22 protein-coding genes are annotated in these 23,449 nt (G+C 63.4%); 10 read left to right on the top strand and 12 right to left on the bottom strand.

The window, feature by feature from the left end:
* Nucleotides 1-135 precede the first annotated feature (135 nt).
* On the bottom strand, nt 136-1,890 hold the full coding sequence (locus NKH95_RS31470; protein WP_352439720.1) for an ABC transporter ATP-binding protein: 1,755 nt from the start codon (nt 1,888-1,890) through the stop codon (nt 136-138).
* Between the two features lie 169 nt (nt 1,891-2,059).
* On the opposite strand from NKH95_RS31470, the gene NKH95_RS31465 reads away from it, so the two are divergent.
* A complete protein-coding gene (locus NKH95_RS31465) occupies nt 2,060-3,340 on the top strand; it encodes an amidohydrolase family protein (protein WP_023811664.1) in 1,281 nt (426 codons plus the stop codon).
* Nucleotides 3,341-3,446: 106 nt separating this feature from the next.
* Nucleotides 3,447-4,370 (top strand): DMT family transporter, encoded by a 924-nt coding sequence (locus NKH95_RS31460; RefSeq protein WP_023811665.1) that lies wholly within the window; start codon nt 3,447-3,449, stop codon nt 4,368-4,370.
* Nucleotides 4,371-4,375: 5 nt separating this feature from the next.
* On the opposite strand, the gene NKH95_RS31455 is transcribed toward NKH95_RS31460, so the two are convergent.
* On the bottom strand, nt 4,376-5,278 hold the full coding sequence (locus NKH95_RS31455) for a phosphotransferase family protein (protein ID WP_023811666.1): 903 nt from the start codon (nt 5,276-5,278) through the stop codon (nt 4,376-4,378).
* Between the two features lie 101 nt (nt 5,279-5,379).
* Between NKH95_RS31455 and NKH95_RS31450 the strand changes: the two genes are divergently transcribed.
* Entirely contained in the window at nt 5,380-6,012 is a 633-nt protein-coding gene (locus NKH95_RS31450; protein ID WP_164893001.1) for a class I SAM-dependent DNA methyltransferase, read from the top strand.
* A gap of 1 nt (nt 6,013) precedes the next feature.
* On the opposite strand, the gene NKH95_RS31445 is transcribed toward NKH95_RS31450, so the two are convergent.
* The gene (locus NKH95_RS31445) at nt 6,014-8,467 is read right to left on the bottom strand and encodes a GcvT family protein (RefSeq protein ID WP_128304830.1); all 2,454 of its coding nucleotides are present in this window, start codon (nt 8,465-8,467) and stop codon (nt 6,014-6,016) included.
* Nucleotides 8,464-9,351: a phosphotransferase family protein gene (locus NKH95_RS31440; protein ID WP_128304831.1), complete on the bottom strand. Its 888-nt coding sequence runs from the start codon at nt 9,349-9,351 to the stop codon at nt 8,464-8,466. Before NKH95_RS31440 ends, NKH95_RS31445 begins: the two co-directional genes overlap by 4 nt.
* A gap of 403 nt (nt 9,352-9,754) precedes the next feature.
* Between NKH95_RS31440 and NKH95_RS31435 the strand changes: the two genes are divergently transcribed.
* Nucleotides 9,755-10,531, top strand: a complete 777-nt coding sequence (locus tag NKH95_RS31435; RefSeq protein WP_127290028.1) for a DeoR/GlpR family DNA-binding transcription regulator — start codon at nt 9,755-9,757, stop codon at nt 10,529-10,531.
* Here NKH95_RS31435 and NKH95_RS31430 read toward each other — a convergent pair.
* Nucleotides 10,528-11,427, bottom strand: coding sequence for an NAD(P)/FAD-dependent oxidoreductase (locus NKH95_RS31430; protein ID WP_128304832.1), 900 nt, complete (start codon nt 11,425-11,427; stop codon nt 10,528-10,530). The two genes, NKH95_RS31435 and NKH95_RS31430, sit on opposite strands and share 4 nt — an antisense overlap.
* Nucleotides 11,417-11,866, bottom strand: coding sequence for an RrF2 family transcriptional regulator (locus NKH95_RS31425; protein ID WP_128304833.1), 450 nt, complete (start codon nt 11,864-11,866; stop codon nt 11,417-11,419). The genes NKH95_RS31430 and NKH95_RS31425 overlap by 11 nt, the downstream gene beginning before the upstream one ends.
* 88 nt (nt 11,867-11,954) lie before the next feature.
* Here NKH95_RS31425 and NKH95_RS31420 point away from each other — a divergent pair, with 88 nt between their 5' ends.
* The 6 genes from NKH95_RS31420 to NKH95_RS31395 all read left to right on the top strand — a co-directional run bounded on the left by NKH95_RS31420 (nt 11,955) and on the right by NKH95_RS31395 (nt 18,948).
* Nucleotides 11,955-12,866, top strand: coding sequence for a LysR family transcriptional regulator (locus NKH95_RS31420; protein WP_023811673.1), 912 nt, complete (start codon nt 11,955-11,957; stop codon nt 12,864-12,866).
* A gap of 219 nt (nt 12,867-13,085) precedes the next feature.
* Nucleotides 13,086-14,240, top strand: coding sequence for an ABC transporter substrate-binding protein (locus tag NKH95_RS31415; protein ID WP_023811674.1), 1,155 nt, complete (start codon nt 13,086-13,088; stop codon nt 14,238-14,240).
* 172 nt (nt 14,241-14,412) lie between these two features.
* The gene (locus NKH95_RS31410; RefSeq protein ID WP_352894309.1) at nt 14,413-15,423 is read left to right on the top strand and encodes an ABC transporter ATP-binding protein; all 1,011 of its coding nucleotides are present in this window, start codon (nt 14,413-14,415) and stop codon (nt 15,421-15,423) included.
* A 223-nt stretch (nt 15,424-15,646) separates the two neighbouring features.
* On the top strand, nt 15,647-16,612 hold the full coding sequence (locus NKH95_RS31405; RefSeq protein ID WP_023811677.1) for an ABC transporter permease: 966 nt from the start codon (nt 15,647-15,649) through the stop codon (nt 16,610-16,612).
* Nucleotides 16,602-17,417, top strand: coding sequence for an ABC transporter permease (locus NKH95_RS31400; RefSeq protein ID WP_352894306.1), 816 nt, complete (start codon nt 16,602-16,604; stop codon nt 17,415-17,417). Before NKH95_RS31405 ends, NKH95_RS31400 begins: the two co-directional genes overlap by 11 nt.
* Before the next feature lie 103 nt (nt 17,418-17,520).
* Nucleotides 17,521-18,948, top strand: coding sequence for a gamma-aminobutyraldehyde dehydrogenase (locus tag NKH95_RS31395; protein WP_352439716.1), 1,428 nt, complete (start codon nt 17,521-17,523; stop codon nt 18,946-18,948).
* A 123-nt stretch (nt 18,949-19,071) separates the two neighbouring features.
* Here NKH95_RS31395 and NKH95_RS31390 read toward each other — a convergent pair whose 3' ends face one another.
* The 6 genes from NKH95_RS31390 to fdhD form a co-directional block, all read right to left on the bottom strand.
* Nucleotides 19,072-19,386 carry a hypothetical protein gene (locus NKH95_RS31390; protein WP_127290045.1) on the bottom strand — a complete coding sequence of 105 codons (315 nt, stop codon included), beginning with the start codon at nt 19,384-19,386 and terminating at the stop codon, nt 19,072-19,074.
* Nucleotides 19,387-19,440: 54 nt separating this feature from the next.
* Nucleotides 19,441-19,803, bottom strand: coding sequence for a nuclear transport factor 2 family protein (locus NKH95_RS31385; protein WP_127290047.1), 363 nt, complete (start codon nt 19,801-19,803; stop codon nt 19,441-19,443).
* 77 nt (nt 19,804-19,880) lie between these two features.
* Nucleotides 19,881-20,360, bottom strand: coding sequence for a carboxymuconolactone decarboxylase family protein (locus tag NKH95_RS31380; protein ID WP_023811682.1), 480 nt, complete (start codon nt 20,358-20,360; stop codon nt 19,881-19,883).
* A 108-nt stretch (nt 20,361-20,468) separates the two neighbouring features.
* Nucleotides 20,469-22,022, bottom strand: a complete 1,554-nt coding sequence (locus NKH95_RS31375; protein WP_352719599.1) for an alpha/beta fold hydrolase — start codon at nt 22,020-22,022, stop codon at nt 20,469-20,471.
* Nucleotides 22,023-22,134: 112 nt separating this feature from the next.
* Complete coding sequence (locus NKH95_RS31370) at nt 22,135-22,446, bottom strand: formate dehydrogenase subunit delta (protein ID WP_352610808.1); 312 nt, start codon at nt 22,444-22,446, stop codon at nt 22,135-22,137.
* Nucleotides 22,436-23,266 carry a formate dehydrogenase accessory sulfurtransferase FdhD gene (gene fdhD, locus NKH95_RS31365; protein ID WP_352894303.1) on the bottom strand — a complete coding sequence of 277 codons (831 nt, stop codon included), beginning with the start codon at nt 23,264-23,266 and terminating at the stop codon, nt 22,436-22,438. Before fdhD ends, NKH95_RS31370 begins: the two co-directional genes overlap by 11 nt.
* Between the last annotated feature and the right edge of the window lie 183 nt (nt 23,267-23,449).

Here is a 23,449-nt window from a genome sequence, read left to right as displayed (position 1 = left end):
CGGCCGCTACGCGGCCACCTTCTCCCCGCAGGGGAGAAGAGGCTGGCGCCGGCGCTGACGATCTCTTCTCCCCTCGGGGAGAAGGTGGCCCGAAGGGCCGGATAAGGGGGGCTGGCTCCAACATCCGGAACACCATCACGGCATCAACTGATACTCATAAAGCTTCTGGTAAAGCCCGCCCTGCTTGAGCAAGGTCTTGTGCGGGCCGCTTTCCACCACCTTGCCGGCTTCGAGCACCACGATCGTGTCTGCCTGGTGCACGGTTGACAGACGGTGCGCGATAACGACCGTCGTGCGGCCTTCCGTCAATTGCTGCAGCGCGTCTCGGAACAGTGCTTCCGATTCGGCATCGAGCGCGCTGGTCGCTTCGTCCAGAAGCAGGATCTCGGCATTGCGCAGCATGGCGCGTGCGATCGAGATCCGTTGGCGTTGGCCGCCCGACAGCAGGCCGCCATTCTCGCCGACATCCGTCTCGTAGCCTTTCGCCTGCGCGCTGATGAAGTCATGGGCGTTGGCCGCCTTGGCGGCGGCGATCACCTCTTCGTCGGTCGCACCCTCGCGCCCAAGCCGGATGTTGTGCATGATGGTGCCGGCAAACAGGAACGTGTCCTGGCTGACATAGGCGATCTTTTCCCGCAGCGATGCGAGCGTCGCATGGGAAATATCCTGACCATCGAACAGCACCTTGCCGCTCTTCGGGTCGTACATGCGCATGATCAGGTTTAGAATCGTCGACTTGCCGCCGCCGGAAGGCCCGACCAGCGCCGTCATCTTGCCGGGCGCAAGCGTCAGATCGAACCTGTCCAGCACCGGCGGCCCGTTCTGATAAGCGAAGTCGACGGCGTCGAACCGGATCTCGCCCGGTCCGGCCAGAAGCGGCTTCGCGTCCGGCTTCTCGACCAGAGTCAGCGGCTGGTCGGCGAGCTCGAACATCATGCGCACGCCGACAATGCCGCTTTCCAGCGATATGCGCACGCGCGCAAGGCGCTTTGCCGGCTCATAGGCAAACAGCAGCGCCCCGATGAAGGCCATGATGTTTCCCGGCATCTGGCCGCCCTGCAAGACCAGGAAGCCGCTGACGAAGATGGCCCCGGCAATTGCCAGCCCGGCCAGCGTCTCCATCACCGGGCTTGTCGCAGCCTCCAGCGTCGCGATGTTGTTGGCCCGGTTCTCGACGTCCGACACAGCCTTGTACATGCGGTTGCGCATTGCGCCTTCGAGGTTGAAGGATTTGACGACGCGGACGCCGATTGCCGTTTCCTGCATCACCTGCACGATCTGGCCGACCGAGCGAAACTCCATCGCGGCGAACTTGCGAACACGTTTGAGGATGCGGTTGACCCCGTAGATAGCCAAGGGGCCGACGACGAAGCAGATTATAGACAAGGCTGGCTGCTGCCAGACCATGACTCCTACCAGCACAACCAGCGACAACAGGTCGCGCACATAGGACGTGACAACGAGGTCGAGCACGTTGCGCGCCGCCTGCGCATTGTTGGTCATGCGTGTGATCAGGTCGGACGAGGAGGTCGAATGGTAGAATTCGATGCCTTGCGCCAGGATTCGATCGTAGATCTTGCGCTGGCGATCGGCGATGATGGCGTTGCCGACCCGGCTCATGAAATAAGCCTGGATGAAGTTGGCGAGACCCTTGAGAATGAAGATCGTGGCGACCCCCGCCGCAATCAGGTTGACGCGGTCAATCCGCTTGAAGACCACGAATTCGTCGGTGATCTCTTTGAGAATCCAGGCGCTGGCGCCGGTCGTGGCGGCCACCACAAGCATCGACAAGATCGCGGCGCCGTAGCCAAACCTGTGCTGATAAAAGGATTCCCGGATCAACCTCGCAACGAGGCGCTGGTTTTCCGTCGAGCGGAAGAAACGAAACAAACGGCGGATCCTTGAAACCGGGACAACGAAGGCGGCTTATAGAGGGAGTTGCGGCCGGATGGAACCATCCGCGGCCGCCGCGGACAAACCGCTGTTGCAAGCGGCATCGACGGGATGCGATTTTCAGCCTCGGCTATATCAGATGATTCTTTTGACGGGATGACGACAGATGGATTTCGACCTTATCGTTCGCGGCGGCACGCTGCCTGATGGCAGGGTTGCCGACATAGGCATCAGCGGCGAGACGATCGCGGCGATCGAGCCCATTATGCAGGGTTCCGCGCGAACCGAGGTCGACGCCCGCGGCAATCTGGTCTCGCCGCCCTTCGTCGATCCGCATTTCCACATGGACGCGACGCTCTCATACGGCATTCCACGCATCAACGCGTCGGGTACGCTGCTCGAAGGCATTTCGCTATGGGGCGAGTTGAAGCCGCTTTTGACGCATGAGGCGGTGCGTGATCGCGCATTGGCCTATTGCGACTGGGCGGTGTCGATGGGCCTGCTCGCCATCCGCACCCATGTCGATGTCTGCGATGACAGGCTGCTGGCGGTCGAGGCGCTGCTCGAGGTCAAGAAGACGGTCGCTCCCTATATCGACCTGCAACTGGTCGCTTTCCCGCAGGACGGGTTTTATCGCGCTCCATCTGCGCGTGAAAACACCATTCGCGCGCTCGACATGGGCGTCGACATTGTCGGCGGCATCCCGCATTTCGAGCGCACCATGGCCGACGGCACGCGCTCGGTAACGGAGCTGTGCGAGATCGCGGCCAGGCGCGGCCTGATGGTCGACCTGCATTGCGACGAGACCGACGACCCGCTGTCGCGTCACATCGAACAGCTTGCCTATGAGACGCAGCGCCTTGGTCTGCAAAACAGGGTGGCCGGCTCGCATCTCACATCGATGCATTCGATGGACAATTACTACGTCTCGAAGCTGCTGCCGCTGATCGCCGAGGCCGGCGTCTCGGTCATTCCCAATCCGCTGATCAACATCATGCTGCAGGGCCGCCACGACACCTTCCCGAAGCGCCGCGGCCTGACTCGGGTCAAGGAGATGCTGGCGCTCGGCATTCGCGTCGGCTGGGGCCAGGATTGCGTGCTCGATCCCTGGTATTCGCTTGGCACCGCCGACATGCTCGATGTCGCCTTCATGGGTCTGCACGTTGCTCAGATGTCGAGCCCGGCCGAGATGGCGCGCTGCTTCGACATGGTCACCAACGTCAATGCCGCGATCATGGGCCTCGATCATCTCGGCCTGGCGGTCGGCAAGCGCGCCAGCCTTGTCGTCCTCGATGCCGGCAATCCGGTCGAAGCCCTGCGCTTGCGCGCCGAGCGCCTGTGCGTCATCGCCAGGGGCAAGGTGGTGGCGGAGCGGACGAAGCAGGAAACCAGGCTGTCCATCGACGGAAGGCCGGGAATGGTGAACCGGCGGCACATATCCAGCTAGATACAGCCGATTCCTGGCGCTGGTCTTACCCATTGCCCGAATTCTCCTCGTCAAAGCCGCCGCTTCCGTCTACGACGCGGCTTACTAGGGAGGAATCGGGATCGGCATGACGCAGCCCGTGGCGCAGAATTCGACGATCAGGAATGTGCTTCTGGCCGGCATTCTGCTGATGCTGGCCGGCGACTTCCTGTTTGCGCTGAACGACGCCATGGGCAAGTGGCTGGTCGCCAGCTTCTCCGTCGGTCAGGTGGTGCTGATCCGCTCCATCGGCGCCTTTTTCGTGCTTGGCCCGATGATTGCCCATCAAGGCACGGCCAAGCTGTTTCGCATGGAGCGCTTGGAGCTGCAGCTGCTGCGCGTTGTCATGACCACGCTCGACACCGCGCTCTTTTATGCCGCCGTGGTCTATCTGCCGCTTGCCGATGTCATGAGTTTCTACATGGCCGGGCCGATCTACGTTGCGGCGCTCTCGCACCTCTTGCTTGGCGAAAAGGTCGGTTGGCGCCGCTGGATGGCGATCCTGCTCGGCTTCTGCGGCGTTTTGATCATGCTGAAACCGTCCTCGGCGGCGTTCTCGCTGTCGTCGGGCTTTGCGCTGGTGGGCAGCATCTCCTTCGCCTTCGCCATCATCCTCAACCGCCGGCTGCGCGGCACCAGCGACACCAATCTGGTGACATGGCAGACTATCGGCACGCTGCTGGTCGGGGGTGTGCTGACCATCGGCGCCTGGCAGACGCCGTCGGCGCTCGATCTCGGCGCCATGCTGCTGCTCGGCATCGTCTCCTGCGGCGCGCATCTGATGATCACCAGGGCGCTCAAGCTGGCGCCGGCTTCGACATTGGCGCCGCTGCACTACACGCTGCTGCTGTGGGCGGTGGTGTTCGGACTGGCATTCTTCGGCGACGTGCCAGGCCCGCGCATACTGATCGGCTCGGGCATCGTCGTTCTGGCCGGCCTGTTCATCTTCCACCGCCAGAAAGTGGTCGAGACTGCGGTGCCGCCCGAAAACGTGCCGAAGGGCGTGAATTAGTAGGCTCAGCCCTGACGTATCGCCGCCAGGTGCCGTGAAAACTCCGTCGTCTCCATCAGCGCCTTGCAGCGCGCGAACCGACCGTCGGCATAGGCGCGAAAATCATCGACCGGATTGTTGTTGGCGAGCTGGATCAGCCCCCACAGCGTCCACAACAGGTCGCACATCGCCTTGTAGATGACGATGCGGCCGCGCTCCGCCGGCTTGGCCTCGCCGCCGAAATAGGCGCGCATCATCTCCTCATCCTGCCCCGTGTCGAATTTGCCTTCCACGCTGAGGTCGCCAAGGTCCCAGAGTGGGTCATTCATGCCCGAATACTCCCAGTCGACGATCCACATCCGCTCGCCGGTATCGAGAAAGTTCTCGCACAGCGGATCGCAGTGGCAGGCAACGAGCGGCAGCGGATAGGCGGCCAGCGCCGAGCGCACGCTCTCGGCGTCGCGCACCACGTCATGATAACCGGCGGGCAGGGCGACCTCCTTGGTGGACAGCACCTTGAGGTAATCGTCGATCATCGCGAACAATTCGAAGCGGAAGGGAAACACCGCGCCTGAATCGTGCAGCTTGCGAAAGGCCTCGCCGGCGCGGGCCGGACTGCCCGGACGTGTCCGGAATTTCTCCGGCGACATCGTTTCGGCGCCGGCGATGTAGCGTGTCACCATCACCCCGGTGCCGGGGTCGACATGCAGCACCTCGGGACTGACCCCTGCCTTTGCCGCTTCGCGTGCAGCCACTGCTTCGTTGGCCCGGTTGATGTATTCCTCGGTGCCCTTGCCGGGAATGCGCAGGCAGAAGTCGCCGGCCTTGAAGACGAGGTTGGTGAGGCCGCCCAGCCGTTCCAGCGGCCCGCTGTAGCCGGCCAGCATGGGAATGGCGTCCAGTGCCGCACGCGCCTCGTCAGTCACCATGCCTGCGCCCCCACGCCGTTATTTGTCGCAGCGACGGTTCCACAATTTTCGCGCTTTGGCTATCATCACTGCGAGATCAAAAATTGGCGGACTGGATAAAAGTGGCGGACAGCAAACATCATGGCGCGCTCGGCGCGGCCTACGCGGCAAAGCGGCCCGAAGAGGTGGCCGCACTCTATGATCGCTGGTCGGAAACCTATGACGCCGACATGTCGGCCGCCGGCTATCGCCATCCGACGATCTGCCTTGCCTTGCTGGCCCGCCATCTGCCGCGCGGTTCAGCACCGCTGCTCGATGCCGGGGCCGGCACCGGGCTCATCGGCGAATGGCTTGATATTGCTGGTTACCCGCAAGTCGAGGCACTCGATATTTCACAAGGCATGCTGGATCAGGCGGCCCGCAAGGGCGTCTATTCCGCGCTCCATTGCCTGGCGCTCGGCGGTCATCTGCCCTTTGCCGATGATGCCTATGCCGGGATCATCTCGGCCGGCGTCTTCACCTCGGGCCATGTCGGCGTCGAGGGGCTGGACGAGCTAATCCGCATCTGCCGCCCGGGCGGCGTGATCGTGCTGACGGTCAAGAACACGCTGTGGGATGCCGGCTTTGCCACGCGTGTCGGCGAGATCGAGGCGCAAGGCCTCGTCACCCGCGTCGAGGAAACGCGCCCTTACGTCTCCATGCCGGGCGAAGCCGACACCGTGCCCAGCCGCGGTCTCGCACTGCGCGTGACCTGACCTACGCTTTGACCCTGGCGCCTGCCGGGTCGTACATCGGCTCGAGATGGATCTTGGCCGGTGTCCTCTCCATCGCAACCACCAGTTCATAGTCGCCCGAGACCAGAAAATCGTCGCTCACCCCGTCGGCGTTGCGCACATAGCCGTAGCCGATGGTCTTGCCCAGCGTGTAGCCATAACCACCGCTGCTGAGATAACCGACCGGATCGCCATTGCGCAGTATGGTTTCGCGACCGAGCAGCACGATCTCGGGGTCGTCGACCGTGAAGCCGGCAAAGCGTTTCTTCAGTGCCGCGCCGCTGGTCTTCTCCAGCGCGCGCCGTCCAACGAAATCGGTGTTCTTGCGCAGCTTGACCGCCCAACCGAGCCCGGCTTCCTGCGGCGTGTCGTTGGGGGTGATGTCGGAGCCCCAGGCGCGATAGCCTTTTTCCAGCCTTAGCGATTCCAGCGCCCGATAGCCGACCGGGCGGATGTCATGCTTCTCGCCTGCCGCCAGCAGCGCGTCGAAGACTTCGCCGGTGGCCGCGATCGGCACATGCAGTTCCCAGCCGAGTTCGCCGACATAGGTGACGCGCAGCGCCCGAACCGTGTGGCCGGCGATGGCAATCTCATGCACATGGCCGAACGGGAAGCCGGCATTCGACACGTCGGTTCCGGTCGCCGCCGAGAGCACGTCGCGCGCCCGAGGACCCATCAGCGACAGCGTGCCGAAATCCTCGGTGACGTCGACAAGCCTGGCGTCGAGCCCTTCGCCGATATGATCGCTGATCCATGAGAAATCATGCGTGCGGAAACCTGTGCCGGTGACGATGTAGAATTTCTCCTCGGCCAGCCTCGCCACAGTGAGATCAGCCTCGATACCGCCGCGCGTGTTGAGAAGCTGCGTGTAGGTCAGCCGGCCGACCGGTTTGCTGACGTCGTTGGCGCAGATCCAGTCCAGCGCCTTCAGCGCATCGGGCCCGCTCAACTCGTATTTGGCGAAGGAGGATTGATCGAATATGCCAACCTTTTCGCGCACATGACGGTGTTCGTCGCCGACCGCCGCGAACCAGTTCTGCTGGCCCATCGAATAGATGTCCTGCGGCTCGACGCCTTCGGGCGCGAACCAGTTCGGCCGCTCCCAGCCGAGCTTCGAGCCGAACACAGCATTATGCTGTTTCAGCCTGTCGTAGAGCGGCGAGAGGATACGGGGCCTCCCGCTGGCATACTCCTCATGCGGGAAGCCGATCGTATAGTGCTTGCCATAGGCCTCCAGCGTGCGGTCGCGGACCCACTGACGGTCGCGGTGCAGGTTGGAAAAGCGCCTGATGTCGACCACCCAAAGGTCGAGCGGCGCTTCGCCGTCGACCACCCACTGCGCCAGCACCCAGCCGGCGCCGCCGCCCGAGGCGATGCCGAAGGCGTTGAAGCCGGCGCCGACGAACATGTTGGCACATTCGGGCGCTGTGCCGAGAATGAAATTGCCGTCCGGCGTAAAACTCTCCGGCCCGTTGATCATCTGCTTGACGCCGACGGTTTCCAGCGCCGGCACGCGCGCGATCGCTTGGCTCATGTGCTGCTCGAAATGGTCGTAGTCGTCGTCGAACAGCCTGAACTCCCAATCATTGGGTACGTCGCCGCCGGGGAGACCAGTCGCCCAGGCCTGCGGGTTCGGCTCATAGCCGCCCATCACCAGCCCGCCGACTTCCTCCTTGAAATAGGTGCGTCGGTCAGGGTCGCGGATGGTCGGCGCGTCGGTCGCCAGACCGTCGATCTTCTCGGTGATGATGTACTGGTGCTTCACCGGCTGAAGCGGCACGTTGATGCCGGCCATGGCCCCCACTTGCCGCGCCCATTGGCCCGCACAGTTGACCACCTTGTCGCAGGCGATGTCGCCCTTGCTGGTCTTCACCGCCGTGATGCGGCCGTCCTTCATTTCGAAGCCGGTGACACGGACATCCTCGAACAGTTTGGCGCCATGCATGCGCGCGCCCTTGGCCAGCGACTGCGTGATGTCGGAGGGGCTCGCCTGGCCATCGGTCGGCAGCCAGGAGGCGCCGACGAGATCGCCGGTCTCCAGCAGCGGCCACATTCTTTTCACCTCGTCCGGCGACAGCAATTGCATGTCCATGCCGAAGCTTTTTGCTGTTGTCGCCAGCCTTTTGTACTCCGTCCAGCGGTCGGCATTGGTGGCGAGCCTGAGGCAGCCGGTCATCTTCCAGCCGGTGGCGAGACCGGTCTCGGCCTCCAGTCCCTTGTAGAGGTCGACGGAGTATTTCAGCACGCGGGTGATAGACGCCGACGAGCGCAATTGCCCGACAAGGCCGGCCGCATGCCAGGTCGAACCCGAGGTCAGCTTGCCCTGCTCCAGCAGCACCACGTCAGCCTTATGGTCGCGCGCCAGATGATAGGCCGTCGAACAGCCGATGATGCCGCCGCCGATGACGACGATGGCGGCCTGGCTCGGCAATGTCATGATTTCTGTATCCCGTATTTTGTCCGGTAGTTTTCAAGTGCCGCGTCGAGCCGGACGAGGTTTTCCTCGGTGTAGGCGACGTAGTCGATGCCTGGCGCGTCGAGATAGAGCTCGGAGACCATGCTCCACATCGCCTCGCGCAGCAGCGAGGCGCATTGCATGGCCGCGTGCGAACGGCGGATCGCATCGTCCGGCTCCTTCATGAAGTAGGCTGTCAGGAAGGCGAAGGATTCCTCGTCGCTCATGCCGGCGTTGGAGGCGGCGCCTGCGAGGTCGAACATCGCCGTGTTGAAACCGGCATATTCGAAGTCGATCAGCCACAGCCTGTTGCCGTCATCGAGAATGTTGGCCGGCAGCAGATCATTGTGGCCAAAGACGATCGGCAGCAGCTTCTGCGCGCGCTCCAGTTCGTCGGCCAGTGTCAAAAGGCGCGGCAAGTCGCTGCGCTTGCGGCTCCCGCCCTCTTCAAGCGTGCGCGCATAGTCGCGGATGACATGGAACACCCAGAACATGAAGCCGGCGCCGGAAACGTGATTGGGCATCTCCCGGTGGAAGGCGCGCATCAGAGCCGCGACGCGGCCGAGATTGGCGCGCACGTCTTCCGCCAGATAGGTTTTCGCACCGAGAAATTCCGTTACCAGTATGCCCGGTTCGGCATGGTGGACGGCTGGCGCGAAACCGGCGGCATGCGCCGCCCGCGCGGTCATAACCTCGCGCTCGCGAAAGACATGGTGGAACGGATAGTCCTTGCCGAAGCGCACGACATGTCGTCCGGCCGCGTCCGTGACCACATAATTCGCGTTGCTCAGGCCGCCGGGCAGCGGTGCGATCTCGATGCCACCGGTCCAGCAGGGCAGGGCGCGGATGCGATCTTCGGCGGTCACGGAATCATCCCTGGTTTGCTGGGCTTCGACAAGGCGCCGTGAACAGCGCAACGACGGCGGGGAGAAACGTAAATACTCTCGTCGGTGCGGGACGCCAGGATCGGTATCCCGCACCGCACCGACGAGCCCCTTGGCCAGGTTTTTGAGCCCGGCATCCGCCCCCGCGGATCTGAAAATTCCTTGTACAGGCACGTTCCAAACGGCCTGACCACTGAGTTGCGTCTCTGCCCCCAGTCGCAGATCTGAAGCCTGTTGATGTCTTTGATTTCACGCCCGGGTTGCCCGCTTGTCAATAAAAAGGTGTGACTTTTTTTGGGTATTTTGCCCGAAAGCATAAGGTAGTTCCTTTAAAAGCACTTGAATTACCTTAGAATCGGTCAGGAGCATCAGTTCGGGAAACCAGATGGCCCAGTCCAAACGACACGGCGAGATCCTGCGTCTCCTGCAGGAAGAGGGCACCGTCACCATCGCCAGTCTGGCCGACCGGCTGGGCGTGTCGCTCGAGACAGTGCGCCGCGACGTCAAGCCACTGACTGGTGATGGCTCTGTCCTCAAGATGCATGGCGCCATCGGCCTGCCGTCGATGATCGGCGAAGCGCCGTTCGAGCGGCGTATGCGTGAGAACGCCGACGCCAAGCGCGTCATTGCCCGCATGGTCGCCGCCACCATACGCGACGGCGAATCGATCATGCTCGACACCGGCACGACGACCTCGTTCCTTGCGCGTGAACTGCTTGGCCACCGGCGCCTGACGGTCGTCACCAATTCCTCGGATATTGCCCGCACGCTGGCCACCATCAACGGCAACAAGGTCTATATGGCGGGCGGCGAGCTGCGCAGCGATTCCGGCGCTGCTTTCGGCGCCTCGGCAATCGATTTTGTCAGTCGTTTTTCGGTCAGCCACGCCATCATTTCCACCGGCGGCGTCGACGCGGTGATGGGCGTCATGGATTTTGATCTGGATGAAGCCGAGTTCGCCCGCATGGTGCTGTCGCGCGGCCAGCGGTCCCTGGTCATCACCGATCACTCGAAATTCGGCCGTCTTGGTCTGGTCCAGGTCTGCGGCTTCGACAGCTTTTCCGAACTCGCCACCGATCGCTCGCCGCCGCACGACCTGGCCGCCGCCCTTGCGCAGGCCGGCGCGCGGCTTAGCATCGCCGACGAGGAAGCCGGGTTTTAGCTAAACACCAGCGACTGGTGGGCGCAGACGCCCGCAAAGGTGCCAGCCGATACCGCAAAGGCGATGTTGTGCATCGAACGTGCCGCGTCGCCGGCGGCGTAGACGCCGGGCACGGTCGTCTGCTGCCTGTCATCGACGGTGATTATCGGACCGAGAAGGCCTTCGGTGAAGCCGCAGCCGAGCTGTTCGGCCAGCGGGCTGGCCATGGTGTTGCGCGGCGCGGTGAACATCGCCCTGACGCCGGCCTTTCGGCTATCGTCGAGGTGGACGATCAACCCGCCGGAGCCGTCTTCCCGCAGCTCGGCAACGCTGGTGGGCTCAAACCGCACCTTTCGGCTCTCCAGCGCGCGCATCTGCTCTGTGTCAGGCTCGAACAGGCCGTTGCCGAACAGCGTGACATCGCCCCAATCGGCGATCAATTGCGCCTGATGCAGGGACATCGGGCCGGTTGCGAGCACGCCGAGCGGCCCGCCGGAAACCTCGTAGCCGTGGCAATAGGGGCAGTGCAGCACTTTTCTGCCCCAGAGCTCGGCAAGACCGGCAACCTCCGGCAGGATATCGCGCACCCCGGTGGCCAGCACCAGCCGTGTGGCGCCGAATGTCTCGCCGCCGTCGGTGGCGATTTCGAAATCGCTGCTGTCAGCAGCAACGGCCTTGTCCGCACGCCTGTCGACAACCCTGGCTGTCGGATAGGCCAGCAGCTGCCGCCTTGCGTCATCCAGGATTGCGCCGGGCGCGCGCCCGTCATGTCCGAGGAAGCCGTGCGAATGCTCGGCAAAGCGGTTGCGCGGCTGGCCGGCGTCGATCACCAGCACCTTGCGTCCAGCGCGCGCCACCTGGATGGCGGCGGACAGGCCGGCAAAGCTGCCGCCGACGACGGCAAGATCATACTGCATGGCTGGAGACTCCAATGAGGTCAAAACGGCGGCGGAAATCGGCGGTCAGGTCGGCCAGCGTGATGCGGCTCAGTTTCTCCGCCAGCAGCTTTTCGGCGGCGATGCGAAAATCGTCGAGCACGGCGATCACCGCCTGCTCGACGAGGCAGCCGGGGCTTTCCGGCTCGGTGCTGAACGGCAGCAGCGTCTCGCCAAGCGCTGCGCTGATCTCGGCCAGGGAGATTTTCTCGGGCGCCCGTCCGAGCAGCCAGCCGCCACCGTGCCCGCGTGACGAGGTGACGATGCCGGCATCGCGCAAGCCTGCGATGGTGCGGCGGACCACGACCGGATTGGTGTGGATGAAGGTGGCAAGCTGCTCGGAGGTCAGCGCCTGTTCGGGCTTCTCGGCCATGTGGACGAGAATGTGCAAGGTCGAGGACAGTCGGCTGTTGCGCTTCATGTAACTTAGTTAGTTACGATTGGCGAAGCCGTCAAGTGTTCGCCGGTTGCCACTTCCCAGCATCGCGTCCGCCGTGTTTAGTCCGGCCATGGCTTTCACCATCCGCCAGTTGCAGTTCTTCATCGCCGTCGCCGAGCAAGGCACGGTCTCGGGCGCCGCGCAGAACCTGTCAATCTCGCAATCGTCGGTCACCGAAGCGATCAAGGAGCTCGAAAGCGATCTCGGCGTCGAACTGTTCGAACGCCATCCGCGTGGCCTCAACATCACCCACAAGGGCCACCAGTTCCTGCGCCACGCGACGAAGATTCTCGCGGACGTTTCCGACGCGCGCCGCTCTTTCTCGGGCGAGCAGACGGTGGCGGCCGGCCGGCTGCAGCTCGGCGTCACCTCACTGGTCGCCGGCTATGTGCTGTCGGATCTGCTCGCCCGCTACCGCCGCGCCTATCCCGGTGTCGAGGTCTCTGCCATCGAGGACAATGGCGATTATCTCGAACACCTCCTGATCGGCGGCAAGCTCGACATTGCCGTCATGGTCACCTCCAATTTGCGCGACCGCACCGCGTTGCAGTCGGAAATCCTCGAAGTCTCGGCCTATCGGCTGTGGCTGCCGCTCGGTCATCCGCTCGTCGGCGCCGACATCATCGGCATTGGCGACATTGCCTCCGAAACGCTGATCATGCTGACCGTCGACGAGATCGAGGAGAATACCGGCAAGCTGCTGACGGCGATCGGCGCCAAGCCGCATGTCGCCTTCCGCACCCGTTCCGTGGAGGCCGTGCGCAGTCTGGTCGCCACCGGCGCCGGTGTGGCGCTGCTGCCCGACCTCGTCTACCGGCCCTGGTCGCTGGAAGGCGACCGCATCGAATCGCGCGACATTTCCGGCTCCTTGCCGGTGGTCCAGGTCGGCATGGTCTGGCGGCGCGGCTCCGGTCTGCCGCAGGCGGCGCGCGATTTCATCGGCCTTGCCCAGTCGCAACGGACGGTCCGCCAGCGTCCCTGAGAGATCGACTGCCCACCTATCGGAAAAACCGATATCGCCCTTCTGATAAATGAATTTGCGAAACCGGAGTTTTCAAAGCACTTTCGGTCCAGGGACCAAAGCCGCCATCAGAGCGGCATCAAGCCCAACGGACGAACTGACAGTTTTCAGTCCGCGCGTGACCCCTAGCGAAGACCGAAACCGGCTTTCAGGGTCAGGCGCCTAAATGGGAGATCGACAATGAATTCATTCCTGAAGTCATGCACTGCTCTGACGGTCGCGCTGACCTTTTCCGGTCAGGCCGTCGCCCAGGTCAAGGAACTTGGCAAGGGCGAAGGCCAGGTCAACATCGTTGCCTGGCCGGGCTATATCGAGCGCGGCGAAACCGACAAGGGCTATGACTGGGTGACCTCCTTCGAGAAGGAGACCGGCTGCAAGGTCAACGTCAAGACCGCCAACACCTCCGACGAGATGGTCTCGCTGATGAATGAGGGCGGCTTCGACCTCGTCACCGCTTCAGGCGATGCCTCGCTGCGCCTCGTTGCCGGCAAGCGCGTGCAGCCGATCAACACCGATCTCATCCCGAGCTGGAAGACGGTCGACGAGCGCCTCAAGGACGCGCCGTGGTTCACCGTCGGCGGCGCCCATTACGGCGTTCCTTACCAGTGGGGCCCGAACGTCCTCATGTACAACACCGACGTGTTCAAGGAGGCTCCCAAGAGCTGGAACATCGTCTTCGAGGAAATGAAGCTGCCTGACGGCAAGTCCAACAAGGGCCGCGTCCAAGCCTATGACGGGCCGATCCACATCGCGGATGCCGCCAACTATCTGATGTTCCACAAGCCGGAACTCGGCATCAAGGACCCCTACGAACTGAACGAGGATCAGTACAAGGCTGCGCTGGAATTGCTGCGCGTCCAGCGCACGCTGGTCGGCCGCTATTGGCACGACGCCGCCATTCAGGTCGACGATTTCCAGAACGAAGGCGTCGTCGCTTCCGGCTCGTGGCCGTATCAGGTCAACACGCTGGTCGCCGCCAAGAAGCCGGTCGCGTCCACCATCCCGGAGGAGGGCGCCACCGGTTGGGCCGACACCACGATGATGGAAGCCGATTCGGCCAACCCAAACTGCGCCTATATGTGGATGGAACATTCGCTGTCGCCCAAGGTGCAGGGCGATGTCTCGGCCTGGTTCGGTTCGCTGCCCGTCGTGCCCGCCGCCTGCAAGGGCAACGAGCTTTTGACCGACGAAGGCTGCAAGACCAACGGCTACGAGAATTTCGACAAGATCAAGTTCTGGAAGACGCCGGTGTCGAAATGCACCACCCAGAACGACCAGTGCGTGCCCTACTACCGCTGGGTGTCGGACTATATCGGCGTCATCGGCGGGCGGTGATTTTTCTTACCCTCCCTCTCGTGGGGAGGGTCGACGCATAGCGTCGGGGTGGGGTCGGCTCGGCGTTTTTCGAGGCACCCCCACCCGCGGCTTCGCCGCGACCTCTCCATAAGGGGGGAGGTAGGACGTCGCGCGACATCAGCACACCAAACCGGCAACGGACTGACAGCCCATGACCTCCGCCGTCTCCTTCCAGAAAGCCTCGCGCCATTTCGGCAGCGTGCGCGCCGTCGACGCGGTCGATCTCGATATCGCGCCGGGGGAATTCTTCGCCATGCTCGGGCCGTCCGGTTCCGGCAAGACCACTTGCCTGCGCCTCATCGCCGGCTTCGAGCAGCCGACATCGGGCTCGATCTCGATCTTCGGCGAACGCGCCGAGGGCGTTCCGCCCTATCGCCGCAACGTCAACACCGTGTTTCAGGACTATGCGCTGTTCCCGCATCTGAACGTGCTCGACAACGTCGCCTACGGGCTGATGGTCAAGGGCGTCGGCAAGGCTCAGCGGCACAAGGCGGCGGAAGAGGCGCTGTCACTGGTGCGGCTGCCCGGCTATGGCGCCCGCCGCCCCGGCCAGCTTTCCGGCGGCCAGCGCCAGCGCGTCGCGCTCGCCCGTGCGCTGGTCAACCAGCCAAAGGTGCTGCTGCTCGACGAGCCGCTCGGCGCGCTCGACCTCAAATTGCGCGAGAACATGCAGGAGGAGCTGAAGTCGCTGCAGAAGGCGCTCGGCATCACCTTCGTCTTCGTCACCCACGACCAGGGCGAAGCACTGTCGATGGCCGACCGCGTCGCCGTTTTCAACGACGGCAAGATCATGCAGGTCGGCACGCCGGAGGATATCTACCAGCGGCCGAAGACGCGTTTTGTTGCCGATTTTGTCGGCTCATCGAATGTACTGCCACCGGATTTCGTCCAGCGTTATTCCGGCCAGCATCGCTGGGGGAGTCTCCGCCCTGAATCCATTCGCGTCGGCCGCGCGGCCAGCGGGGGCACAAGTGGTGAAGGCGTGTCCGCCCGCCTCGTCTCGACCAACTATCTCGGCGCCACGACAAAACTGGCGCTCGACGCCGACGGCCTTCGACTGCACGCCATCATGCCGGCCGGCACGGCCTTGCCTGGGGAAGGCGAGGCGGTCGTGCTGACTTTCAACCGCGAGCACCTGCATCTGATGGACGAGCCGGCATGATGAAGGTTTGCGCATTGCACCCCCCTCTGTCCTGCCGGACATCTCCCCCGCAAGGGGGGAGATTGGCTGTTACCACTGGCTTCGCCAGCTTCCAACGCTGCAGAGCCGGTGAGGCGGACAAGCTGCTGATCTCCCCCCTTGCGGGGGAGATGTCCGGCAGGACAGAGGGGGGTGTGAAGGATCTCGGCCTCTCATACATCCTCCATGAGTACAGAGCTCCATCATGACGACCGCCGCGCTCAGCTCCAATCCCGCGCCCGCCATCCTGCCGGGCAGCGGCGGCCTGCGTGGCGCGCTGTCGGACCTTTTCTGGCGCAAGCCGAAGGTCCTGCTGTTGCTCATGCTGCTGCCGCCGGTGCTTTGGCTGGGCATCGTCTATATCGGCTCGCTGTTTGCGCTCCTGGCGCAGAGCTTTTTCTCCATCGACGAGTTTTCCGGTCTCATCAACCGTGAGTTCACGCTCAAGACCTATGGTGACCTGTTCCAGGCCGCCAATCTCGATATCATCCTGCGCACGGTGACGATGGCGGCTCTGGTCACGCTGGCCTCGGCCGTCATCGCTTTCCCCATCGCCTACTACGCGGCGCGCTATGCGCGCGGTCGCTGGAAGGCCTTGTTCTATCTCGGCATCATGCTGCCGCTGTGGTCGAGCTATCTGGTCAAGATCTACGCCTGGAAGCTCATCCTGGCCAAGGAAGGCATCCTCACCTGGCTCCTCGCCAAGCTGCATTTATTGTGGGTGCTCGACGCCTGGCTGTCGCTGCCGATCGTCGGCGGCAATTCGCTGTCGGTATCGTTCACCGGCACCTTCATCGTCTTCGTCTATGTCTGGCTACCGTTCATGATCCTGCCGGTACAGGCGGCGCTCGAGCGCGTGCCCGGCAATCTCGTCGAGGCCTCGTCCGATTTGGGCGCTTCGCCCGGCCAGACCTTCCGCAACGTGCTGTTCCCGCTGGCGCTGCCGGGCATCGTCGCCGGTTCGATCTTCACCTTCTCGCTGACGCTCGGCGACTATATCATCCCGCAGATCATCGGCACCTCGCGGCTGTTCATCGGCCAAGCCGTCTATTCGCAGCAAGGCACCGCCGGCAACATCCCGCTCGCCGCCGCCTTCACCGTGGTGCCGATCGTCATCATGGGCTTCTATCTCTGGGGCGCCAAGCGCATGGGGGCCTTCGATGCGCTCTGATGGTTCCCAGTCGGCGCCGCTCGGCCTGAAGATCGCCGCCGCCTGCGGCCTGCTGTTCCTGCATCTGCCGATCCTGCTGATCTTCGTCTATGCCTTCACCACCGAGGAGAAGAGCTTTGTCTGGCCACCCCCCGGCCTGACGACGCAATGGTTCGCCGTCACCTGGAACCGGCCGGATGTCTGGCAGGCATTGTCGCTGTCGGTCAGGGTTGCCGCGATCTCGACGGCGATCGCGCTCGTCCTCGGCACGCTCTGTTCGGCGGCGGTTTCGCGGACAAAATTCTTCGGCCGCGAAACCATCTCGCTGCTGGTCATCCTGCCGATCGCGCTGCCCGGCATCATCACCGGCATCGCGCTGCGCTCGGCCTTTTCGCTGGCAGATATCCCGTTCTCGTTCTGGACGATCGTGCTCGGCCACGCCACCTTCTGCGTCGTCGTCGTCTACAACAATGCCGTCGCCCGCTTTCGCCGCACCTCCGGATCGATGATCGAGGCGTCGATGGATCTCGGCGCCGACGGTTTTCAGACCTTCCGACATGTCGTGCTGCCCAACATTGCCACGGCGCTGCTTGCCGGCGGCATGCTGGCCTTCGCGCTGTCCTTCGACGAGGTCATCGTCACCACCTTCACCGCCGGCCAGCAGCAGACATTGCCGATCTGGATGCTGGAAGAGCTGATCCGTCCGCGCCAGCGCCCGGTGACCAATGTCGTCGCCATGGTCGTGGTGCTGGTGACGCTGCTGCCGATCGTTGCCGCCTATTACCTCACCCGCGACGGCGACCAGATTGCGGGCAGTGGAAAATGAAATCAGCGAATAGGGAGTGACGAATAGCGAATAGGGAAGATCGACAGTCAAACCCTACTCGCTATTCGCTACTCGCTACTCGCTCCTGTTAAGGAGAAACCTTATGGACACCCAGATGCTGATCGGCTCGAGATTCGAGAAGGGCACCGAAACCGAGGAGCCGATCCTCAATCCAAAGACCGGGGCGACCATCCTCAGCCTGCCCGAGGCCAGCCAGGCACAGATTGAGGCGGCGATCACTGCCGCCGAACAAGCGTTCGTCTTGTGGTCGCGCACCACGCCGGCGCAGCGCTCCGGCTATTTGCTGAAGATCGCCGACCGCATCGAGGCCGATGCCAAGGAATTCGCCACGCTCGAGGCGCTCAATTGCGGCAAGCCGATCAACGCCGTGCTCAATGATGAAATCCCGGCCATCGTCGACTGCTACCGCTTCTTCGCCGGTGCCGTCCGTTCGATGCCCGGCGTCGTCGCCGGCGAATACATTCCCGGCCATACTTCGATGGTCCGCCGCGACGCCATCGGCATCGTCGCTTCCATCGCGCCGTGGAACTATCCGCTGATGATGATGGCCTGGAAGTTGGCGCCGGCAATCGCCGGCGGCAACACCGTCGTCTTCAAGCCTTCCGAGCAGACACCGCTGACGGCGCTGAAGCTGGCAAAAATCCTTGCGGAAATCCTGCCGGAAGGCGTGGTCAATGTCGTGCTCGGCCGCGGCGACAGCGTCGGCAACACGCTGATCAACCATCCCAAGGTCAACATGATCTCGATCACCGGCGATGTCGCCACCGGCAAGAAAGTGCTGCAGGCGGCCGCCAAGTCGGTCAAGCGCACGCATCTCGAGCTCGGCGGCAAGGCGCCGGTCATCGTCTTCGACGACGCCGATCTTGGCGCCGTGGTCAACGGCCTGCGCGCCTTCGGCTATTACAATGCCGGCCAGGACTGCACCGCCGCCTGCCGTATCTACGCCGGCAGGAAGATCTATGACAAACTCGTCGCCGATCTCTCCTCGGCCGTCTCGACCATCAAGTACAATCGTCCCGACGACACCGAAAACGAGATCGGCCCACTCATCTCCCGCCGCCAGCGCGACCGCGTCTCCAGCTTCGTCGAGCGCGCCTCGGAACTGAACCACATCGAGATCACCACCGGCGGCAAGCCGGGCGAGGGTTCCGGCTTCTACTACCAGCCGACAGTCGTTGCCGGCGCGCTGCAGGAAGACGAAATCGTGCGCCGCGAAGTGTTCGGCCCGGTCGTCTCGGTTACTCGTTTTTCGGAGGTCGACGAGGCGGTGAACTGGGCCAATGACAGCGACTACGGCCTGGCGTCCTCGGTATGGACCAAGGATGTCTCGCGCGCCATGGCGACGGCCGCCCGCCTGCAATATGGCTGCACATGGATCAACACCCACTTCATGCTGACCAACGAGATGCCGCATGGCGGGCTGAAGCAGTCCGGCTACGGCAAGGACATGTCGCTCTATGCGCTGGAGGACTACACCGCCGTGCGGCATGTGATGGTGGCGCATGGTTGAGAAGTGGTCCGCGTAGCAAACGAAAAGCCAATTGCTTGGCTTTTCGAGCTTCGAACGCCCTGCGCCTGCGAAGGGCCGGGCGTGGCTATTTTCTCTTCTCCCCGTTCACGGGGAGAAGAGTCGCTACTCCACAACGCGATAAATATTCCATAGGCTGGTGCCCGACACGACATAGGGCTCGATCTCCTTGCCCCATTTCGCGTGCGCGTCGATCTTGCCGATCTTGGCGAAGAACGCCTCCAACTGGGCCAGGCTTTCGACCTGGTGATGGGACTCGACCGTCGCCTCCCGCGCGCCGATAGAACCGGTCATGATCTGGAACTCCAGCTCGGCGAGGCCGACCTGCGAGCCGATCTCGCGTTCCCATTTCTTCAACAGGTCGAGCACGGTCTGCTTGTGTCCGAACTTGGCGTCGATCTGCCATCTGGCGCTGAACATCGTCTTCTCCTCCAGGTTTGCGGCCCAGGCCGCGGTTGATCCACCGGCTGTTGCCTACTCGTCCCAGGCCTGCACGACGGTCTGCCTTGCGATCCGCCCGTTCTTCAGCTCCAGCATCGCCGCGCAGAACACCTTGGTTCCGTCCGGATAGGCGCAGGCCTGGGTGAAGGCGAGGCTGTCGCCGTCGGCGATGGTGGTGTCGACCTTGTGGGTCATCGCCCGGCTGCAGATGTCGTCCCAGAATGTGGTGATCGCGGCGCGCCCGCGGATTTCACGCGGCTTGCTCGGCGGGTTGTTGCGGTCGATCACCCGCACCAGCGCGTCATCGGCATAGAAGCTCGACAGCATCTTGCCGTCACGGGTCTCGATGGCCTTCTTGATCGCCGCGCCATCCACTGTTTGGGTCTTGGTCAGCATTTCATCCTCCATTGGCCCGTCTTCCGGGCGGTTGATGGTCGAAGTGCTGCCCGGCGCTTGTCGCCAGGCAGTGGTTTTTACTGCGACTTCGCCTTGACGGCCGCGAACACGTCGTCGGCCTGCTTCTTGAAGGTCGTCAGATCGACCTGGCTGCCGTTGAGCATCGTCGACCAGTGGCGCACGATCGCGGACATCGCCACCGCCTCCTTGATCTCCTCGTCGCTGGCGCCGTTGAGCCTGGCCGCCTCGGTGTGGAAATAGATGCAATACTGGCACGGGATCTGCGCCGCGACGGCGAGGCCCAGCAGTTCCTTGGTCTTGCCGTCAAGCGCCGTCTTCGGGTTGAGCTGCACGCCCTTGATCTCGGCCCAGGCGCCGGCGACGGCCACATCCGGCAACGTCTTGAACATGTCCGGCACCGAGCCGAGCGTCGCCTCAATGTCCTTGTAGGTCGCCGCCGCGGACGCATCCTCGGCCTTTGCCGGAGCGATGGCGAACAGCGCTCCAATGCCTGCCGCTATCACAAGCGATTTGAGTGTTTGGTTCGACGTCAGCATTTCCTCCTCCGTTCGCAGCACCTTTCCGGCGACATCCGCCTGGCCTGCATGGGAGAATTGATAGCGCCTAGCCGCCCTTGGCCGCTTCGCCCGAAAGCGCCATGGCTCTCATGGCCCGTGCGGGCCAGGGTGCCTGACTGAGAACGCCGCCGCCGCCGCCCGCGACGGCAGGTCCAGCTTGAGCAGTATGTTGGCGACATGGCGCTTGACCGTGTGTTCGCTCAGCCTCAATTCGGCGGCGATCGCGGCATTGCTCTTGCCGTCGGCGACGAGGCTCACCACCTCGGTTTCGCGCGCCGTCAATGCGGCAGGCTCGGCAGCCTTGGGTTTGGGCCGGCAGGCGGGTTCCAGGTGTTGTTCGGACGTCGCATGGACCAGCGCCAACGGCTCCTCCAACTCGTCGACGCTGATGCGCCCGGCGTCGGTGAAATGCAGGCCCGACCCAGCCGCTAGATCGGCGATCAGACGCGACGCGATAATGTCGCCGCGGCCGGCATGGGCGGCTAGTTGCATCGCCACCCGCGCCGTCATCCCAACGGGCGGACCGCGCACTTCGATCTCGCCGACATGCGCCCCTTGCGCGCTTGCCACGCCGATTTCCTGCGCCGCCTCGCGCAGCGCCGCCGCGCAGCGAATGGCGCGTGCCGGGCCATCGAAGCGCGAAATCATCAACTCGCCCTGCAGGCCCACAGAGCGCCCGCCATGGCGCCCGACCAGCAGCTGCCAGGTTTCCTGAAAGCGTTGGCTGCGTTCGCTCCACATGCGGTCGCCGAGCCGCGCCGTGTCGTAGATGCGTGTCACCAGCAGCGCCGCCAGCACACGGTCCACTTCGCCTACGGCGCGCTCGCCGGTCAGGAATTCCTCGATCAAGTCGGCCACCCCATCGACATCGCCGGTCCAGATCGGATGATCGCGTCCCGGAATCTCGACGAGCCGGGCATCGGGAATCTTTTGCGCAAGGAAGCGGCTGGCATCGGGGTCGACCCGCGCATCGTTGCGGCGATGTATCACAAGCGTCGGCGCGCTGATCACGCTCAGGATATGGCGGATGTCGACGTCGGCGTTCATGCGCCACAGCGCCGCCGCCGAAGTCGGGCTCGCCGATAATCGTTCGAAACGTGCCCACCACTGAGCGAAATGCGCGTCGTCGACCCGGCTCGGCGCGAAATGGGGCAGCGTGGCGCCGGTGCCCCAGGCTGTCTCCGCCATCTCGATGAAAGCGTCGAGGCGTTCGCGCGACATCACCCATTTGTGGAAATGCGCATAGCCGCCATAGAGCGCCAGAGCTCGCGTCCGCTCCGGATAGGTGGCGGCGAACAGCATCGCCATCGGCGCGCCTTCGGAGGAGCCGAGCAGGGCTGCACGGCCGCTGCCGGCGGCGTCCATAACCGCGCGCACATCGTCCATCCGCGTTTCGAGACTGGGCAGGTTATGCGCGTCGACGCGGTCGGAAAGACCGGTGCCGCGCTTGTCGAACAGGATCAGCCGCGAGAATGCCGAAAGCCGCTTCAAGAGCCTGGTATAGCCCTCGTCTTCCCAGTGCAGGTCGAGGTTGGAAATGAAACCCGGCACGAAGACGAGATCGAACGATCCCTGCCCGACCACCTGATAGGCGATCCGCACATCGCCGCTACGGGCGTATCGCGTCTCGATCGGCCTCACGAGATTTCCACCCCGGCCTGACGATTTCTGGTCGTCAAACCATAGCAGAACAGCGCAGATTGCCGCAGCTAAACTTTAGCGATGGAGAATATAAGCCGGCGCGGCTTGGCGACTATTCCTGCGAGGCGGCGACATCGGCAGGGGAGGGCTCGAGTCCGAGTTTGAGGTCGGCCGCAGCCGGCGTGATCGGCCGCCTGATCCTGGCGGAGGCGGCCACCACCAACTCGTTGAAGTTCCCGGTGCCGTCGTCCAGCATTTCGAAGAACTGCCGCCGCATCCTCGGCTCCCAGAACTTGTTGATGTGCTCGGCGACGCCGGCAATGCCTTCCTCGCGCGGCTTGGAATGGAAGAAATCGGCGATCTGGTTTGCCATGCGCACCAGCTTGTCGGCGGTGCTCATAATGTGTTCTTCGTCATGCGACATGCTTGGCAACTCCGCAAACCACCCGGTCGGGGTGGGTGAAAATATCAAAATCGTCGCCGCGAACCAGCGCCACCAGCGTCATGCCGGCCTCTTGCGCCGTGCGGATGGCAAGTGCGGTCGGCGCCGAGACGGCGATGATGAAGGCCGAGCCGATAGAAGCCGTCTTCTGCACCATTTCAACCGAAACCCTGGATGTCACCACGACAGCACCGGATGCGCCGTCGATGCGGGCTTTGGCCAGCGCGCCGGCCAGCTTATCGAGCGCATTGTGACGGCCGACATCTTCGCGCGCCATGACGATGCCCTTGCCAGGTACATAGAAGCCGGCGGCGTGCACGGCTCCGGTCTCGGTGTGCAGCGGCTGCACTTTCGACAGAAGCTTGACCGAACGGACAATGTCGTCGGCATCAAGCGTAAGCTTTGAAGCACCAACCGCATCGACCGAGCGCATTGCTTCCTCGATCGATTCGATGCCGCAGAGCCCGCAGCCGACCGGGCCGGCGAGCCTTCGCCGCCGCGCTTCAAAACGAGTGTTGGCTCGGTCCTTCAGCCGGATCTGGATGTCGATGCCGGCGCCATGGTCCTCGACCTCGATCGCTTCGATCTCATCCGGTAACGAGATGATGCCTTCGGTCAGCGAGAAGCCGAGCGCGAAATCCTCGAAGTCGGCCGGGCTCGCCATCATCACCGCATGGGTGGTGCCGGCAAAGGAGAACGCCACCGGCGTCTCTTCCGGCACCATGCGGTTCGCGGCCGCAGTGCCGCTGGCGCGGTGCGCGAGACGAGAGATTTGGGTGATTGGCTGGCGGGAGCGTGTCACAAGCCGCCACCGTCTGGTCTGCTGGTTATTTCACTTAGGAAGCGTCGAAGGTTTCTTGCTTCAATTGGCGGTTGCTCTCCCAAGCCATCCCCCACTCCGTCTCGGCTTCGCCGAGCCACCTTGTATCTACACGAGAGAGATTTCGTGGGATTAGAGCGATTGAGCCAAGGTCCGGGCGGCCGC

The sequence above is a fragment of the Mesorhizobium sp. M0848 genome, assembly GCF_040319805.1.
Classification (GTDB): domain Bacteria; phylum Pseudomonadota; class Alphaproteobacteria; order Rhizobiales; family Rhizobiaceae; genus Mesorhizobium.
Note: the sequence above shows the minus strand (reverse complement) of the source record. Positions and strands in the feature narration are given on the sequence as shown.

Coding starts and splice junctions, on each gene's coding strand:
- NKH95_RS31465 (WP_023811664.1), top strand. CDS start 2,060: ATGGATTTCGACCTTATCGTTCGCGGCGGCACGCTGCCTGATGGCAGG.
- NKH95_RS31460 (WP_023811665.1), top strand. CDS start 3,447: ATGACGCAGCCCGTGGCGCAGAATTCGACGATCAGGAATGTGCTTCTG.
- NKH95_RS31455 (WP_023811666.1), bottom strand. CDS start 5,278: ATGGTGACTGACGAGGCGCGTGCGGCACTGGACGCCATTCCCATGCTG.
- NKH95_RS31445 (WP_128304830.1), bottom strand. CDS start 8,467: ATGACATTGCCGAGCCAGGCCGCCATCGTCGTCATCGGCGGCGGCATC.
- NKH95_RS31435 (WP_127290028.1), top strand. CDS start 9,755: ATGGCCCAGTCCAAACGACACGGCGAGATCCTGCGTCTCCTGCAGGAA.
- NKH95_RS31430 (WP_128304832.1), bottom strand. CDS start 11,427: ATGCAGTATGATCTTGCCGTCGTCGGCGGCAGCTTTGCCGGCCTGTCC.
- NKH95_RS31425 (WP_128304833.1), bottom strand. CDS start 11,866: ATGAAGCGCAACAGCCGACTGTCCTCGACCTTGCACATTCTCGTCCAC.
- NKH95_RS31420 (WP_023811673.1), top strand. CDS start 11,955: ATGGCTTTCACCATCCGCCAGTTGCAGTTCTTCATCGCCGTCGCCGAG.
- NKH95_RS31415 (WP_023811674.1), top strand. CDS start 13,086: ATGAATTCATTCCTGAAGTCATGCACTGCTCTGACGGTCGCGCTGACC.
- NKH95_RS31410 (WP_352894309.1), top strand. CDS start 14,413: ATGACCTCCGCCGTCTCCTTCCAGAAAGCCTCGCGCCATTTCGGCAGC.
- NKH95_RS31405 (WP_023811677.1), top strand. CDS start 15,647: ATGACGACCGCCGCGCTCAGCTCCAATCCCGCGCCCGCCATCCTGCCG.
- NKH95_RS31400 (WP_352894306.1), top strand. CDS start 16,602: ATGCGCTCTGATGGTTCCCAGTCGGCGCCGCTCGGCCTGAAGATCGCC.
- NKH95_RS31395 (WP_352439716.1), top strand. CDS start 17,521: ATGGACACCCAGATGCTGATCGGCTCGAGATTCGAGAAGGGCACCGAA.
- NKH95_RS31390 (WP_127290045.1), bottom strand. CDS start 19,386: ATGTTCAGCGCCAGATGGCAGATCGACGCCAAGTTCGGACACAAGCAG.
- NKH95_RS31385 (WP_127290047.1), bottom strand. CDS start 19,803: ATGCTGACCAAGACCCAAACAGTGGATGGCGCGGCGATCAAGAAGGCC.
- NKH95_RS31380 (WP_023811682.1), bottom strand. CDS start 20,360: ATGCTGACGTCGAACCAAACACTCAAATCGCTTGTGATAGCGGCAGGC.
- NKH95_RS31370 (WP_352610808.1), bottom strand. CDS start 22,446: ATGTCGCATGACGAAGAACACATTATGAGCACCGCCGACAAGCTGGTG.